Origin of the sequence: Frankia alni ACN14a (assembly GCF_000058485.1) — a bacterium.
GTDB lineage: Bacteria > Actinomycetota > Actinomycetes > Frankiales > Frankiaceae > Frankia > Frankia alni.
This window is the reverse complement of sequence record NC_008278.1, coordinates 5,430,347-5,446,359: the sequence shown is the minus strand read 5'-3', so window position 1 is coordinate 5,446,359 and position 16,013 is coordinate 5,430,347. Positions and strand designations below refer to the sequence as shown.

General features: G+C 74.4%; 13 protein-coding genes. 5 read left to right on the top strand and 8 right to left on the bottom strand.

Annotated elements, in window-relative coordinates:
* Nucleotides 1–94: 94 nt before the first annotated feature.
* Together FRAAL_RS21870 and FRAAL_RS21865 are read right to left on the bottom strand one after the other, a co-directional pair.
* Nucleotides 95–1,357, bottom strand: a complete 1,263-nt coding sequence (locus FRAAL_RS21870; RefSeq protein ID WP_041939612.1) for a globin domain-containing protein — start codon at nt 1,355–1,357, stop codon at nt 95–97.
* A 612-nt stretch (nt 1,358–1,969) separates the two neighbouring features.
* On the bottom strand, nt 1,970–2,866 hold the full coding sequence (locus tag FRAAL_RS21865) for a class I SAM-dependent methyltransferase (RefSeq protein ID WP_197537220.1): 897 nt from the start codon (nt 2,864–2,866) through the stop codon (nt 1,970–1,972).
* 201 nt (nt 2,867–3,067) lie between these two features.
* On the opposite strand from FRAAL_RS21865, the gene FRAAL_RS21860 reads away from it, so the two are divergent.
* On the top strand, nt 3,068–3,634 hold the full coding sequence (locus tag FRAAL_RS21860; protein ID WP_011606125.1) for a nucleotidyltransferase domain-containing protein: 567 nt from the start codon (nt 3,068–3,070) through the stop codon (nt 3,632–3,634).
* Nucleotides 3,635–3,847: 213 nt separating this feature from the next.
* Nucleotides 3,848–5,320, top strand: a complete 1,473-nt coding sequence (locus FRAAL_RS21855) for a hypothetical protein (RefSeq protein ID WP_231861189.1) — start codon at nt 3,848–3,850, stop codon at nt 5,318–5,320.
* On the opposite strand, the gene FRAAL_RS21850 is transcribed toward FRAAL_RS21855, so the two are convergent.
* Nucleotides 5,291–6,154, bottom strand: coding sequence for an alpha/beta fold hydrolase (locus FRAAL_RS21850; protein ID WP_162137484.1), 864 nt, complete (start codon nt 6,152–6,154; stop codon nt 5,291–5,293). The two genes, FRAAL_RS21855 and FRAAL_RS21850, sit on opposite strands and share 30 nt — an antisense overlap.
* Nucleotides 6,155–6,351: 197 nt before the next feature.
* On the opposite strand from FRAAL_RS21850, the gene FRAAL_RS21845 reads away from it, so the two are divergent.
* Complete coding sequence (locus tag FRAAL_RS21845) at nt 6,352–7,233, top strand: SDR family NAD(P)-dependent oxidoreductase (protein WP_011606122.1); 882 nt, start codon at nt 6,352–6,354, stop codon at nt 7,231–7,233.
* Between the two features lie 25 nt (nt 7,234–7,258).
* Here FRAAL_RS21845 and FRAAL_RS21840 read toward each other — a convergent pair whose 3' ends face one another.
* The 5 genes from FRAAL_RS21840 to FRAAL_RS21820 form a co-directional block, all read right to left on the bottom strand.
* Complete coding sequence (locus FRAAL_RS21840) at nt 7,259–7,702, bottom strand: carboxymuconolactone decarboxylase family protein (protein WP_041939607.1); 444 nt, start codon at nt 7,700–7,702, stop codon at nt 7,259–7,261.
* Nucleotides 7,703–7,840: 138 nt separating this feature from the next.
* Nucleotides 7,841–8,602 carry an O-methyltransferase gene (locus tag FRAAL_RS21835; protein WP_083866880.1) on the bottom strand — a complete coding sequence of 254 codons (762 nt, stop codon included), beginning with the start codon at nt 8,600–8,602 and terminating at the stop codon, nt 7,841–7,843.
* A 148-nt stretch (nt 8,603–8,750) separates the two neighbouring features.
* A complete protein-coding gene (locus FRAAL_RS21830; protein WP_011606119.1) occupies nt 8,751–10,466 on the bottom strand; it encodes a sensor histidine kinase in 1,716 nt (571 codons plus the stop codon).
* A complete protein-coding gene (locus FRAAL_RS21825; protein WP_083866879.1) occupies nt 10,466–11,386 on the bottom strand; it encodes a response regulator transcription factor in 921 nt (306 codons plus the stop codon). The genes FRAAL_RS21830 and FRAAL_RS21825 overlap by 1 nt, the downstream gene beginning before the upstream one ends.
* Nucleotides 11,387–11,459: 73 nt before the next feature.
* Nucleotides 11,460–13,343, bottom strand: coding sequence for a bis-aminopropyl spermidine synthase family protein (locus tag FRAAL_RS21820; RefSeq protein ID WP_011606117.1), 1,884 nt, complete (start codon nt 13,341–13,343; stop codon nt 11,460–11,462).
* Nucleotides 13,344–13,414: 71 nt separating this feature from the next.
* Between FRAAL_RS21820 and hisD the strand changes: the two genes are divergently transcribed.
* On the top strand, nt 13,415–14,710 hold the full coding sequence (gene hisD / locus FRAAL_RS21815) for a histidinol dehydrogenase (protein ID WP_011606116.1): 1,296 nt from the start codon (nt 13,415–13,417) through the stop codon (nt 14,708–14,710).
* The gene (locus FRAAL_RS21810) at nt 14,707–15,915 is read left to right on the top strand and encodes a histidinol-phosphate transaminase (RefSeq protein ID WP_011606115.1); all 1,209 of its coding nucleotides are present in this window, start codon (nt 14,707–14,709) and stop codon (nt 15,913–15,915) included. Before hisD ends, FRAAL_RS21810 begins: the two co-directional genes overlap by 4 nt.
* Nucleotides 15,916–16,013 lie beyond the last annotated feature (98 nt).

Sequence of the window (16,013 nt, the reverse complement as noted above, 5' to 3'; positions counted from 1 at the left end):
CGGCGGCCCGTCCGTCGACGGCCGGCCGACGGGCCCGCCCGGCCGGCGTCCCGCGCGCCCACCCGCGGGCGGTCCGTGGACCCGGGACGTCCCGTCAGGTCGGGGAGCCGGCCCACAGGTCGGGGCCGAAGACCTCGTAGCGGATCCGCTGCGCCGGTACGCCGCGGCGGAGCAGGCCGGCGCGGGCGTCGCGCAGGAACGGCAGCGGTCCACACAGGTAGGCGCGGGCACCGTCGGGCAGGGGGACCGCGTCGAGGTCGACCGTGCCGCTGTGGCGGGACTCGCCCCGTGACCCGCCGGCGCCCGCCGTCGCGCCCGTGCCCGTCGCGGTGCCGATGCCCGCCGGCCTGCCGACACCGGACTCGTACCAGGTGTGCAGCCGGAAGTCCCGCAGCAGGGCACCCATCTCGAGCATCTCGGAGCGCAGCGCGTGGTGGTCGGGGGAGCGGTCGGCATGCACGGCCACGACCGGGCGTTCCGGCTGCAGGCGGGCCGTGTGGCCGAGCATCGCGATCATCGGGGTGACGCCGATGCCCGCGCTGATCAGCACGAGCGGGTCGGCGCCGGTGGCGAGCGTGACGTCGCCGGTCGGCGGGCTCACGTCCAGGATGTCGCCGACCTTGACCTGGTCATGCAGGTGGGAGGAGACGGCGCCCGCGGGCGCGCCGGCGGGGCCCGGCACCCGGCGCACGGTGATCCGCAGGCTGCCGGCACCGGGCGCCCGGGACAGGCTGTACTGCCGGGCCTGCCGGCCGCCGCCGGGCAGGTCCACCGCGACGGAGACGTACTGTCCGGCGAGGAACGTCGGCAGTGGTTCGGGGCCGGCCGGCACGAGGTCGAAGGAGATCACCTCGGCCGTCGCCACCGTGCGCGCGGTCACCCGCCAGGGCCGCCAGACGCGATCCGGGTCCGCGCCGACGCGCTGGGAGATCCGACCCTCCTCGGCGATGAGTGCGGTGGCGAACAGCCAGTAGACCTCGTCCCACGCGTCGTGCACCTCGCGGGTCACCGCGTCGCCGAGCACCTCGCCGACCGCGGCGAGCAGATGCTGTCCGACGATCGTGTACTGCTCGGGCCGAACCCCCAGTGACACGTGCTTGTGCGCGATGCGGCGCAGCACCGGGGCGAACGACGACGAGCCCGGGCCGGCGAGAAGATGGCCGGCGTAGGCGACGATGGCCGCGGCCAGCGCCTGCCGCTGCTCACCGGTGGCCTGGTTGCCCTGGTTGAACAGGTTCAGCAGCTCGGGATGGGCGTCGAACACGCGCGGGTAGAACGCGGCGGTGATCTCGACGGCATGTTCGGCGACCACGCCCGCGGTCGCTCCGACGACGGCGGCGGAACGTTCGGACAGCATGGGATGACCTCCGGACTTGGATGCCGGCGCGCGGCGCCGGGCAGGGGCCCGCGGCGCGGCCCGGCCCGCCCCGGAACACGCCGGCACGGCACCTGCGCGCCTGCGCGTCCGGGCCGGGGTGTTGCCGGCCGGGAGACCGGGCGCGGCTGGCCCGGCGGTGGGACTGGCCTGGCGGTGCGGCTGGCCCGGGGGTGGGGCTGGTGCGGCGGTGCGGCTGGTGCGGCGGGCCGGCGGTGGCGGGCGATGTGGCCTGATGCGGGTGGCCCGCACGGGCCGTCGGCCAGGCGGTGTGGTGTGTGCGTGGCGTCGTCAGCCGTCCGGCGGAGCCCCCGGCCGTTCCTCGCGCGCGCCAGCCGCCGTGGGCGTGCCCGACGCGCCATCGGTGCAGGTCGGACGCCTCGCCTGGTGGGGACGGGTGGTGCGGGTCAGGCGCATGGTGACGCCCAGGCCGGGACGGTGCTCATCCGGGACCAGCTCCGCTTCTACGTGTTGTAGTAGCAGGACGGCCTCAGCATAGGTAACGGGGGCGCCCACGTCCCCGGATGGCGCCATGGCGTCCTTCACACGACGGTGCGCGCCCGGCGTCGCTCCGTGTCAGGACAGACGGTGGTGTCACGATTCAGCCGACTGGAAATGCCAGATGACCAGCGCCGGCACACCGGCCCTGGCGGCTCGCGCTGCTTCGGGCACCATGTCGTCCAGGCACCACGGCCACCGCTCCCACGGTCCCACCTCCGCGAACGTGCCCTGTTGGTCGGCCGGCCCCGACGGTTCGTCGGCCGGCGCGGAAGGCTCCTCGCAGCGACGCACGCGCAGTCCCACCGCCAGCGCGGCTCGCAGATAGTCCCCGATCAGGTGGCGGTGGGCACTCAGATGTCCAGGTCGGCCATCCGCACCGCGGACGGAGGGAATCGAGCCCAGCGCCACCGTCTCGGGGTGCATGTCGGAGATCACCAGGTGACCGCCTGGACGCAGGACCCGGGCGAACTCCGCCAGGACCGGCCCGAGCGTGCCGATGTGGGTCAGCGCCAGGGCGCACACGACCAGGTCGAACTCGGCGTCGGCCACGGGGAGCCGGTGCAGATCACCGAGCAGGAACTGGCCCTGCGGCACCCGAGTACGTGCGCGGGCGAGCATGTCGGGCGAGCGGTCCACGCCGATGACCCGATGGCCACGCCCGGCGAGAAACTCGGCGTAGCGACCGGTCCCGCACGCGGCGTCCAGAGCAACACCGACGGGCAGCGGGTCCACGATCTCCCTGACCACGGGTTCGTCGACGTCGAACGCCCCGTTGGGCCCGTCATACGTCGCTGACCACAGCCGATAGCCCGTAACCGTGTCCACCCGGTCGACTTCCACCGCCGCGTGTGCCAACGCCTCGTCGGCGAGCACTCTGCGTATCTCCGCGATCCGGGCCGCTACGAAGTCACGGTCAGACTCGCCGGTGAACGCGCGCAACAACGCAATGCCCTCAAGCCCAAGCAGGTACGCACGCGGGTCCTCGTACATCACTCGCCGGAGGCTATCGATCCGCCTCCGGGCAGGCCACTGCATTATCGGGCTCTGCAAGAACAGCGGCTCCGCTGCCCAGCCCCTGGTGGCGGCGCGTTTCCAGGTGGCACGATGTGTCACGCGTGGGGTGGTTCGTCTGGTTACCGCCAGCGGACGCTGGCCGACCTTCTCCTCGACGAGCCCTGGAAGGATCAGGCCGTGGATCAGCAGGCCGAAGGGCAACTGCGCGTCATTCGCAGGATCCTGTCGCTGCTCCAGGAAGTCGGCATCCCGGCCTGGCTGTTCGGAGGCTGGGGACTGGACGCGAGGATCGGGCGGATCACTCGCGAGCACGGTGACGTCGAGTTCTGGGTGGAGCGCCGCCACGCCGAGCGATCGAAGGTGGCGCTCACGAAGGCCGGGGCCGTGGCGCTGGCGACCCGGCCGCCGGCGGAATCCTGCGAGTTCACCTGGGGCGATGTTCCGTTCAGCACCGCGTACTTCGACAGGTGGCCAGACGGGTCATGCAGCCAGCCCCTGGGCCGATGGTCTGACTGGCTGTTCCCGCCGGGGTCCTTCGCCGAAGAGCGGGCGATGCTCGACGGCACGGCGATGTTGGTCATGAGTGCCGATGGCATGCTCGCGATGAAGGAGCAGTTCCCGCACCTGCGTCATGGCCGGCCATGGCGGCAGAAGGACGTCGCCGACATCGAGACACTCCGCCTGCTGGTCGCCCAGGAGAGGGCGGCCCAGCGGATACAGGCCGCGACGCGGGAGACGCCGTAGCGGGCCGGCGCGGGCACGATCCGTCGTTGTCGCCGCCGAGGTGTCGCGGTCGGCGAAGCGGCATGCGGGTTTCGAGGCGACAGTTCGTCGGCGGTCGTTCGTCGCGGCGAACGGCGGGGACGGCCGCGGCGGGTAGGTTCCGCGGTGATGACGGGACCGAGTAGGAGCGGGGGCCTAAACAGCCAGGGCGCCCTCTGGGAAGCAGTCGAGCGGATGGTCTCGTTCGGCCCGCGGCTGCCCGGCTCACCGGCGCACCACCGCCACATCGACGACCTTGACGCGCAGTTGCGGAGGCTGGGCCTGGCGGTGACCCGCCATCCCGTCCCCCTGGCCCGCTGGCTCGCCGACGACTGGGCGCTACGCGTCGTCGACGCACGAGGGGTGAGCGTCACGGTGCCCGTCGCCTCCTACCGTCCGTACTCCGGGGAGACGTCGACCCGCGGGGTGACGGCGACGGTGGTGGACGTCGGCGCGGGCGGCGCGGCGGACTACCGGGGCCGGTCGGTGGCGGGTGCGATCGTGCTCGCCGACGCGCCGGTCGCCCGGCTGCCCGCGGCGGTGCTCACCGACCTCGCCGACGCCGTCGAGCCGCCCGACGCGCGGGCGCTGCTCGCCGCCGAGGACTACTCGCGGGTGTGGCTCGGCGTCCCGGCACCACCCGATCTCGCCCTCGCCCGCCGGCACGGTGCCCTCGCGATGATCGAGATCCTCGATCTGCCACCGGCGCTGGCCGCCGGCCAGTACACCCCGCACCAGCAGCCGTACGCCGGCCTGCCGACCCTGCACGTCGACCGCGAGCAGGGCGCCCGACTGCGAGCCCTGCTCGCGGCCGGCCCGCTGCGGGCCACCGTCGTCCTGACCGCCCGCCACGACGACAGCTCCGTCGACTACCTGTTGGCCCGGCTGCCCGACTCCGACCGCGACCGCGACTGCAGCCCCGACCCCGACTGCAGCCCCGACCCCGACCCCGAGTGCGGCGCCGACCGAAACCGCGACCCCGACCCCCGCGGCTCGGCGCGGGCGGGCGGCGACGTGCTTGTCGCCACGCACACCGACGGGCAGAACGCGATCGAGGAGAACGGCGGGCCGGCCCTGCTCGCGCTCGCCGAGCGGCTCGCCCGCCGGGGCCCGGCCGCGCGGCGCAGGCGCGACGCGGTGTTCCTGTTCTCCCCGGCGCACATGACCGCCGACGCGGCGACGGTGAAGCCCGACGCCTGGCTGCGCCGCCACCCGCGGCTGCGGGACCGCCTCGCGATGGCGCTCGTCGCCGAACATCTCGGCGCGACGGGCTGGGACGAAGGCGGCGGCACCGTGCCCTACGGGCCGACCGGCCGCAGCGAACCCGTCGTCGTCGCCGTCGGACACAGCGAACGGCTGCGCCGGCTCGCGCTCGACGAGGTGCGGGCCGGCGGGCTCACCCGGGCCGCCGTGCTCCCACCGGCTGCCGACGGGCTCTACGGCGAGGGCACGTTCCCCTACCGGCTCGGCCTGCCGACGGCGGCGTTCATCAGCGGGCCGGCGTACCTGCTCCAGGTCGGCCCGGGCGACCAGCTCGACAAGCTCGACCCGGCGTTGCTGCACCGGCACACCGTCTTCCTCGCCCGCCTGCTCGACCGGATGCTCGCCCAGCCCCACATCGACCGGGCCGGGAATTCCTCAGCTCAGCGAGCCCAGAAAGGCGCGTAGCACCTGACGCATCTCCGCCGGCCGCTCGAGCCACGGAGAGTGCCCGGCGTTGTCCAGCGGCACCCACCGGCCACGCGGCGCCAGGTCCGCAACCTCGCGCGCCCCCGTGGGATCGGGGTCGCGCCTGCCGTGAACGACGAGCACCGGCACCGTGAGTCGCCGCAGGTCGTCGTCGATGCCAGCATCGAGTCGAGCCTTCCAGTCGCTCTGCACCGCGCGCGCCACCGCCTCGGCACGCGGATAGCCGTACAGCGGCTCGCTGTCCAGGACGGTCGCCGCCGCACGGCTGGCGAAGTCCGTGGACCACATCAGACGCAGGAACCGTGCCCGGTCGCGTTCGTCCCCGTTGCTTTCCAGGCGTGCGCCGAGCGCCGTCAACTCCTGGCGTTCAGCCGCGGTGAGGCGACTCAGCCGCTCGCGTTGCACGCCGTCCTTCCATCCCCAGCGGATGGCCGTCCCCGCCAGGTAGATGACGCCGAGCGTGCGGTCAGGGTGCGCGAGAGCGTAGAACAGCGCGAGCGCCGCACCCCAGGAATGGCCGCCGACCACCCAACGCTCATGCCGCCAGTGCGTGCGCAGAGCCTCCAGATCGGCCACGAGGGTGGCGATGTCAAACGGCCCGCTCGCCCGAGAGCGTCCACAGCCTCGCTGGTCGTAGAGGTGTACGCGCGCGACATCGTCGACCATCCCCGCGACGGGTTCGAGGTTGTTGGACAGCCCTGGCCCGCCATGCGCGAGAACCATCGGCGGCCCCGACCCCCGCGACAGGGTCCACAGCGACCCGCCCGGCACTGCGACCGCCTCGTCCGCTGGTTCCTGCGCGACATGGGACACGTGCACACGGTAGCCGTCGCTGTCAGAAGGCGCCGGCGCCGGCGCAGGCGCAGGCGTCCGGTTGCCGCCGGTCGGTGCGTGATGATTTGGTGTCTCACCAGGTGCTGCTGGCCGGCAGCACCGGATTCCGTCCAGCGGTGCCGGATTCCGTCCAGCGGTGCCGGATTCCGTCCAGCCGTGCCAGAGGAGCAGCGACGATGACGCAGGCGATCCCGGAGCAGTCGTTCGAGCTGGGCCTGGCCGGGAAGGCCGCGGTGGTCACCGGCGCCGGGGCCGGCATCGGGCAGGCCATCGCGGTGGCGCTGGCCCGCGTCGGGGTGTCGGTGGGGCTGGTCGAAATCGATCCGGAGCGTGCCGCGAGCACGCTCGAGATCATCGAGAAGGCGGGCGGCACGGCGCTGACGCTGCCCACCGACGTGATGGACACCGAGGCACTGGCCGGCTCGATCACCGCCGCACACGGGGAGTTCGGTCGGCTCGACATCCTCGTCAACAACGCCGGCGGGGTGAAGGCGAACCGCTTCCTGAAGCAGAGCGAGCGCAGCTGGCGCCGGCACATCGACATCAATCTGGTCAGCATGATCGCGGCGACGTCGACCGCCGCGCCGCTGATCGCCGCGGGCGGTGCCGGCGGATCGATCCTCAACATCACCAGCATCGAGGGGCAGCGCGCGGCGCCGCTCTACGCCGTCTACGCCGCCTGCAAGGCCGGCATGATCTCCTTCACCCGGACGATGGCCCTCGAACTCGGCGAGGACCAGATCCGGGTCAACGCGCTGGCGCCCGACCACACCGCCACCGCCGGCATGCGCGGCATCTTCGCCGGCCCGGTCGACCCCGACAACCTGCCGCCGCTGTCGCCGGAGCGCCGGACCGAGGTGGAGCGCTACGTCCCGCTCGGCCGCGAGGGCCACGCCGACGAGGTCGGCGACGCGGCGGTGTTCCTCAGCTCCGACCGGGCGAAGTACATCACGGGCGTCACCCTCAACATCGACGGCGGCGCCTGGGCGTCCAGCGGCTGGGGTCGCGCGGGCGACGGCTGGACCCTCTACCCCGGAGACACCTCCGTCACCCTGTGATACCGCTCCCTCGGGAGAGTTCGGCTCAGGCGTCGATGGGTGGGCTCAGACGGCTCGGGATCGCGATCCGGTTCCACGCGTTGATCGTCACGATGGCGAGGATCAGGTCCGCGGCCTCCTTCTCCGACCAGCTCTTCGTGACCAGTGCCCAGGTCTCGTCGGTCACGCCGTCCGGGCCGAGCCGGGTGGCCTCGTCGGTGAGCGCGAGCGCCGCGCGTTCGCGCTCGTCGAAGAACGGCGCCTCCCGCCAGGCCCCGACTGCGAACAGCCGGCGCGAGGACTCTCCGGCCGCGAGGGCGTCCCGGCTGTGCATGTCCACGCAGAACGAGCAGCCGTTGATGATCGAAGCCCTTAGCTTGACCAGCTCGAGGACCGTGCCGTCGACGTTCTGCCGGACGTAGCGCTCCAGGCCGAGCATCGCCCGATACCCCTCCGGCGCGACCTCCGCCACGTTCACCCGCTGGGTCATCTCCTGATCCCCTTCCCGACTGGCCGGGGCCGTGCCGCCCCGGGGCGGGGCCACCCGAACGGCGACCCCTGTGGGGAGGGACGGGGCCGCCGGCCGCGGTGTGACATGCCGCCCGCCCGCCCGCCCGCCGCGCCCGCGTCAGTCGCCGCCGCGAGGGGAGGGCAGCTTGCGGGCGATGGTCAGCCCGTCGGCGATCGGCAGCATCACGACCTGTACCCGGGAATCGGCGGCGAGCAGCCGGTTGAACTCCCGGACGGCGACCACCGCCGGATTCTCCGAGCGCGGGCGCACGACTTCACCGTATTGGAGAACATTATCCACGATAATGACCCCGTCGGGGTTCATGCGGGGAACAAGCAGGTCGTAGTAGCGCTGGTAGGAAACCTTGTCCGCGTCGATGAAGGCCAGGTCGAAGGTGGGTTCCTCGGCGAGGTCCGCGAGGCTGTCGGCGGCCGGCCCGAGGACGAGGTCTATCCGGTCGGTGACGCCGGCCCGCGCCCAGTGCTTGCGAGCGATCGTGGTCCATTCCTCGCTGACGTCGAGGCAGAGCAGGCGGCCGTCGGTCGGCAGGCCGCGGGCGATGCACAGGGCCGAGTAGCCGGTGAAGGTGCCGACCTCGACGGCCCGCCGCGGGGCGATCGCGGCGGTCAGGATGGTCAGCAGCGTGCCCTGTTCGGCGGGCACCTGCATCTCCGCCTCGGGCAGTGCGGCGGTGACCGCCGACAGGTCGTCGAGGACCTCGTCGGGCGGTGAGCTGTGCTCGGTCAGATATGCCGCGATTCTGCCGCTGAGAAAGGTGGATTTGGAACCTCGGCCGCCACCCCCGACGACCTGGCGGCGAACCGTCTCGGCACCGAGCGCCGTGACTTCCCGAATGCGTTGCGCCGGGCTTCTTGGCATGATCTGTGGGTACTCCCTCCCTGGTCGCTCGGTGCGAAAATAACCGTCCGGCATCGGATTGCCGGTGCGTTACCGCGATTCGGCCGGGAAAGAAACGGTAAAGATCACAGATGGGACCCCGGGCGGCGGCGGGCCCAGCGCGGGCCCGTCAGGCTTCTCGCCCGGCCTCGCGGTCCCGGTAGGCATCGTCGACGATGTCGAGGAGCCCGAACTCCGGTTCCGGGAGCCCGAGCTCCGAGGGATGCCGGAGGTGGCCGGCTCCGGCCCGCTGCGGCGGAACCGCCGCGGCGCTCTCGCCGGGCTGCGGGCTCGCCGACGGCAGGTCGAGCACGACGCACAGGCCACCGGTCGCGGCGGGGGCCAGCGTGATCGTCCCACCGTCGGCGGTCACCAGGGCGTGCACGATCGCGAGTCCGAGCCCGTGGCCCCGCCGATCGGCGCGCCGCGGCGTCCGGTCCGGGTCGGCGACCCGCCCGTCCGGGCCACCTCGCCCGCCGCCGGATCCCCGATCGGCCCAGGACCCCTGCTCGGTGTCGGGGTCCCGCTCGCCGGCTGAGTCCCGCTCGCTGTCGGGATCCCGCTCGCTGTCGGGATCCCGTTCGCTTTCGGCTTGTTGCGCCTGTCCCAGCTCGCGCCCGCCGGCCGCGCCGCCGAAGCGGCGGAAGGCCGCCCTGCGCTGCTCGGCGCTCATGCCGCCGCCGTTGTCGGTGACGGTGAGGCGGATCGCCGGTCCGGTCAGGGTCGGCGGGGCCGGCTGCGACTCGATCCGGATCCGGCCGCCGGGCGGGGTGGCCTCGAGCGCGTTGCTGAGCAGGTTGTCGAGGATCTGCTCGAGATGGCCGGGGCCGCTGGTCACGATGTGCGTGTCGTCGACGTCCCAGGTCAGCGCAATGTCCGCGGCGGCGGCCACCGGTCGCCAGATCAGGCAGCGCTGCGCGGTCACCGGCGCGAGGGGAACCCGCCGGGCGGCGGTCGGGGCGTGTTCGGCCCGGGAGACGGCAAGCAGCCCGTCGACCATGCGGGACAGCCGGTGGACCTCGACCAGGGTGCCGGCCACCTCGGCGGCCACGGTGGCGTCGACGTCCTGTTCGAGCAGCTCCAGGCGCAGCCGCATCGCGGTCAGCGGGGTGCGGATCTGGTGGGACACGTCGGCGAGGAAGTGCCGCTGGCTGTCGACGAGGGACTGGATCCGGTCGGCCATCGCGTCGAAGGTCGCCGCGACCTCCCGGACCTCGGGCGGGCCGCCGACGGCCCGGGCCCGGATCGTCAGGTCGCCCGCGCCGAGCTCGCCGGCGGCGTGTCCGAGCCGGCGCAGCGGGCGGCCCACCCAGCGGGCCAGCAGGATGGAGATCGCCAGGGCCGCCAGCGCGACCAGCAGGCCACCGACGGCGATCTTCGTCCACCGTTGATTGATCGAGGCCCGCAGGCCGTAGTCGCTGCGCGCGACCGCGAGGACCCCGACCAGACCGTTCGCGTTGGACACCGGTGCCACGAGGATCATGCGGTGCCCGTTGGCGTCGCTCGGTTCGAGCGTGATGCTGTGGTGGTGCGCACGGTCGAGGTCCTGCGGCGTGACCGGGATGTCCTCGCCGGTGTCGGCCACGGGGGTGTCGTCGGGCCGGTAGAGGCGCAGTTCGTCGGGGGGCACGTCCGCGCTGTCGCGGCGGGGCACCGGCAGCGGCGCGGCGTCCGGTGACAGCCGCCGCCACTTCACCTCGGCGACGTAGGCGTCGGTCGACGCGGACAACCGCAGCCCGAACAGGGCCCGGTCGTGCCGGGTGGCGTCCAGACCCATCGGGACGCACAGCCCGACGAGCAGCGCCGCGGTCAGCAGGAGCTGGGCGGCGAGGATCCGCCGGCTCATCAGCCCGGCAGCTCCTGCCGCCAACCACCCTGCACCGGCAGGCGGGCCGGATCGGCCGGCCCGACCACGCCCCGCGTGCCGGTGCCCCGCGTGCCGGTGCTCTGCGTTCCGGTGCTCTGCGTTCCGGTGGCCTGCGTTCCGGTGGCCTGCGTCGCGGTGGCGTGGGACCTGGCGGCCTGGGCGCCGGCCAGCCGGAAGCCGACCCCGTACACCGTCTCGATCAGTTCCGGTTTGCCCAGTTTGCGGCGGATAGCGCCGATGTGCACGTCGAGGACCTTCGGCGAGCCGAACCAGTCTCCCCAGACCCCGGTGAAGATCTCCTGCCGGGTCCGTACCCGGCCCGGGTCGGCGGCGAGGAAGGCCAGCAGGTCGTACTCGCGGGCGGTGACGGCGACGGGGCGGCCGTCGACGGTGATCCGGCGGCTGCGCCGGTCGAGCGTGAGCGGGCCGTGCCGGAGCAGGTCGGCGTCCCCACCGCCGGTCCGCCCGGCGGTGCGCCGGCGCACGGCCCGCATCCGGGCCAGCAGCTCGGCAAATCCGAACGGCTTGACCAGGTAGTCGTCCGAGCCCAGGTCGAGCGCCTCGACCCGGTCGGCCTCGTCCCCCCGGGCCGTCACGACGATCACCGGGATGTCGGTGCGCTCGCGGATGCGTCCGCACACCTGCGCGCCGTCCATGTCCGGCAGGCCCAGGTCGAGCAGCACCAGGTCGGGCGGGGTGGGACCGGCGATCTGGGTGAGGGCGGCGCCGCCGGTGCGCACCCGGCTCGCCGTGTAGCCGGCCCGGTCCAGCCCGCGGACGAGCTGCGTCCCGAGCCCGTCGTCGTCCTCGACCACCAGGACCCGGGCGCCGCCGGGATCGGGCTGGCGTGGCGGGTCCGGCATCCGTCCCGTGCGGTGGTGGCCTGCGGGCGTCGCCATCTTCCCAGCGTAGGACGTCCAGTGGGGCGAAGTGCGGCGTCCCCGCGGGTGTGAGCGCCGCGTCGCCGACCCCTCACCCACCCGCGGCGGCCTCGCCCTCGCGGGGCGGCTCGACGCTGGTCACCGCGGCGGCGAGCGTCGAGGCAAGTGCGTGCCGCGGCAGGTCGATCAGCCGGGCGGCGAGCAGATCGGGATCGGCGACGGCCCGGCGCGCGGCCGCCAGGGCCTCCCGCTGGGACGGCGCCCGGCCCTCGGCCGTCCGGACGACGCGGATCAGGCCGTCGCGCCAGACGTTGCCGATCTTGCCGTGCGGCCGGTCCAGCAGCCAGCGGGCGAGGCGCATGCCGGGATCCAGGTCGGCGGGGTCGACCGCGGCGAACGTCACCAGGCGGGCACCACCCCAGGCCCCGTCCCCGCCGTCGCCGTGGTGATCGCCGCCGCCTTGGTGATCGGTGGCGGCGTGGTGATCGGCGGTGGCGTCGTGCTCGGGCGTGGGAACCCACTTCGCCCGCAGCGGGTCGAGGGCATCCGACCGGCTGCCCCCGGCGCCCAGGACGGAATGATCGGCGGTCACGATCACGGCGAGCCGGTCGGCGTTGACGGCCAGCAGCAGCCGCGTCAGCCACGGGCCCGGATCGTCGGACAGGTCGGCGACGGCGGACAGCGGCCCGCCCGCTCCGGCGGCGGCCGTCGGCAACCCGCGTTCGAGGACCGTCGCAAGGTGTGCGTGGGCCGCCGCGGCCAGCTCCGGGCGCTCGCCGACGAAGACCGACCGGCCCGGCGCCGCCGCGAGGAATGCGGTGGCCGCGGCGAGGACGGGCTGCGCCGGCGGTACCGGCCGGCTCTCGGTGGACTGCCGGCCGCGGGTGTAGATCGCCGTCGGCACCGGCCCGCGCGCCGGCGCCGGGCGGTCGAGGTGCTTCCAGGTGGCCGGGGTCGGCTGGCAGACGTACATGTCGGCGCGGGCGCCGACCGCCTCCGCGCCCTCGTAGGTGTGGAAGGCCGGCCAGATCGCCTCGAAGACGAGCCCCTGGTCGAGCAGGGCCCGCTGCACCTTCCAGCCGAGGGTGGGCACCCGGTCGCTGAACCCGTAGGCGACGAGGACCCGGCCGCGCTCCCGGTCGGCGAGGCCCTGGGCGCCGCGGGCGGCGAACAACGACACGCCCTGCGGGGTGTAGGGCGGGTCGGTGAAGGCGAGATCGGCGCTGCCCGCCACCGACGGCGGCAGCCCGAAGCGCAGGTCCGCGTACAGGCATCGCAGCCGCACGCCCCGCGACCGGGCCGACCGGTCGAGGAACTCCAGCAGGTCCTCGTCGATGTCCACCACCGTGACCGCGGGCCCGCGCCGCGCCGAGCCCGGGGCCGAGGCCGCGGCAGCGGCCAGCAGGACGACGGCCAGCGACGTCAGGTCGTGGTCGCCCACGCACAGCAGATGGGCGTCGCGCAGGTCGAAGTGGGTCGCCAGCCAGACGGCCCGGCGGACCACCGTCGCCGCCGTGGCCGGCACGTGGTCCAGCTCGGCTCGGGGGCGCGGGGCCGAGGCGATGAGCTCGTGCATGGTCGTGACCAGCGCATCGTTGCGGCCGATCGCCGCGGCGAGGGAGTCGAGCGGGGTGCCCGCGCGCAGCTCGTCGTAGTCGATCAGGGCGCGGTAGCGGTCGACGGCGGCGGGCCGCAGCACGAACGTTCCACCGGCCCCGGTCCGCAGATCGTCGCCGAGGCAGCCGAGGATCTCCTCGACCGAGCGGCGCGGCAGCCCCGAGTCCTGGATCAGGGCGCGCAGGGTCCGCGGCCGCTCGGTCAGCGCCGCCACCACGCCGCGGGGCGCCCGTGCGTGCACCCGGTAGCCGTGCAGCAGCGTCGCCAACGACTCCCCGGGCACGGTCACGGACCCCGCCGGCGCATCGGGGGTGGGCGGCGGACCGGCCGGGGGCGGCGGGGTACGGGTGTCGGTCACGCAGATGAGCGTGACACCCCGCCGCGAGCTGTGATTTCACCGCCCCCCGGCTCGGCGGCTAGTCTCGTATCGTGCTCAGAAGGCTTGATCTGCGGGGTGCGGTGCCCTCCGCGGCCGATGTCCGGCGTCTGCTGCCCCGGGCCGCGATCGACGTGGACGCCGCCGTCGACGCCGTCCGTCCCGTCTGCGAGGACGTGCGGACCCGCGGCGACGCGGCCGTTCTGGACGCCGCCGCCCGGTTCGACGGCGTGCGTCCGGCCAGCCTGCGGGTGCCGCAGGCGGCGCTCGACGCCGCCGCCGACGCCCTCGATCCGGCCGTGCGCGACGCGCTCGTCGAGGCGATCCGCCGCAGCCGGGTGGTGCACCGCGCGCAGCTGCGCGAGGCGGTCACGATCGAGGTCGGGCCGGGCCTGACGGTCACCGAACGGTGGGTGCCGGTCGAGCGGGTCGGGCTGTACGTGCCCGGCGGGCGGGTCGCCTACCCGAGCAGCGTCGTGATGAACGTGGTGCCCGCCCAGGAGGCCGGGGTCGGCTCGCTGGCCGTGTTCTCCCCGCCGCAGCGGGACAACGACGGCCTGCCGCACCCGGTCGTGCTCGGCGCCTGCGCCCTGCTCGGGATCGACGAGGTCTACGCCGCCGGCGGCGCCCAGGCCGTCGCGATGGCCGCCTACGGCACCGCGAGCTGCCCGCCCGTCGACGTCGTCACCGGCCCGGGCAACGTCTACGTGACGGCCGCCAAGCGGCTCGTGCGCGGCGTCGTGGGGGTGGACGCGGAGGCCGGCCCCACCGAGGTCGCGATCCTCGCCGACGCCACCGCGGACCCGGCGTTCGTCGCCGCCGATCTCATCGCCCAGGCCGAGCACGACCCGATGGCGGCCTGCCTGCTCGTCACCTCGTCGGTGGAGCTCGCCGACGCCGTCGACATCGAGCTCGGCAAGCAGGTGCCCGCCACGCGCCACCGCGAGCGGGTCGAGGAGGCCCTCGCCGGCCAGGGCGCCGTGGCGCTCGTCGCCGACGTCGACGCCGGCCTCGCGGTCGCCGACGCCTGGGCGGCCGAGCACCTGGAGGTCCAGACCGCCGACGCGGCCGCGGTCGCCGCCCGGGTGCGCCACGCCGGGGCGGTGTTCGTCGGCCCCCACGCCCCCGTCCCGCTGGGCGACTACCTCGCCGGTTCCAACCACGTCCTGCCCACCGGCGGGACGGCGCGGCACTCCGGCGGCCTGGCCGTGGCCGCCTTCCAGCGCCAGGTCCACGTCGTCGAGTCCACCCGCGACGCGCTGCACGCCGTCGCCCCGCGCCTCGCCGCGCTCGCCGGGGCCGAGGATCTCACCGCACACGCCGACGCCGTGGAGGCTCGATTCCGATGACGATCCAGGCGTCCCACCCCGCCGAGGCCGGCCCCGCCGGGGACGACCGGCCCTGGCGCCCGCTCGACATCGACGGGCTGCCGCTGCGCGACAGCCTGCGTGGGCTGTCCCCCTACGGGGCGCCGCAGCTTGACGTGCCGGTGCTGCTCAACACCAACGAGAACCCGCACCCGCCGTCGATCGGCCTGGTCGACGCGCTCGGCAAGGCCGCGACCCTCGTCGCCACCGAGGCCAACCGCTACCCCGACCGCGACGCCGAGGCCCTGCGCGCCGACCTCGCCTACTACCTCACGCCCGACGCCGGGTTCGGCGTGCACACCGCCCAGGTCTGGGCCGCCAACGGCTCCAACGAGATCCTCCAGCAGCTCTGCCAGGCGTTCGGCGGCCCCGGGCGGGTCGCGGTCGGTTTCGAGCCGTCCTACTCGATGCACCGGCTCATCGCCCTGGCCACGGCGACCGAGTGGGTCCGCGAGGAGCGCGCGGCGGACTTCACCCTCTCCGCAGAGACCGTGACCGCGGCTGTCGAGCGCCACCGCCCGGCGCTGCTGTTTCTATGCTCGCCGAACAACCCGACCGGCACGGCCCTGCCCCTGGACGTCGTCGTCGCCGCCTGCGAGGCGATGGCGCGCGTCGGCAGCGGCATGGTCGTCGTCGACGAGGCGTACGCCGAGTTCCGCCGGGCCGGGGTGCCCAGCGCCCTGACGCTGCTGCCCCGCCACCCGCGCCTCATCGTCACCCGCACGATGAGCAAGGCGTTCGCCCTCGCCGGCGCCCGGGTCGGCTACCTCGCCGCGCACCCCGCCGTCGTCGACGCGCTGCAGCTCGTCCGGCTGCCCTACCACCTGTCCAGCTTCACCCAGGCCGTCGCCCGTACCGCGCTCGCGCACGCCGACGAGCTGCTCGCCACGGTGGAGGCGGTCAAGGCGCAGCGGGACCGTATCGTGGTGGAGCTGGGGGCCCTCGGCCTGCGGCTCGCGCCCAGCGACGCGAACTTCGTGTTCTTCGGCCTGTTCGCCGACCAGCGTGCGGTGTGGCGCGGCCTGCTCGACGCGGGGGTGCTCGTCCGCGACGTCGGCCTGCCCGGCTGGCTGCGGGTCACCGCCGGCCTGCCCGCCGAGGTCGACGCGTTCCTCGCCGCGCTCGGCCGCGTCCTCGCCGGCAGCGACGTCGCCGCGGACGGCATCGTCACCCTGGCCGGGGGCTGACCCCGCCGCTCCTGCTGCCGCCCTGCCGCTTCCGCCCTGCCGCTTCCGCCGCTTCTGCCGCTTCCACCTCGCCGCGCGGCTTTCGTCCCGCCGCTTTC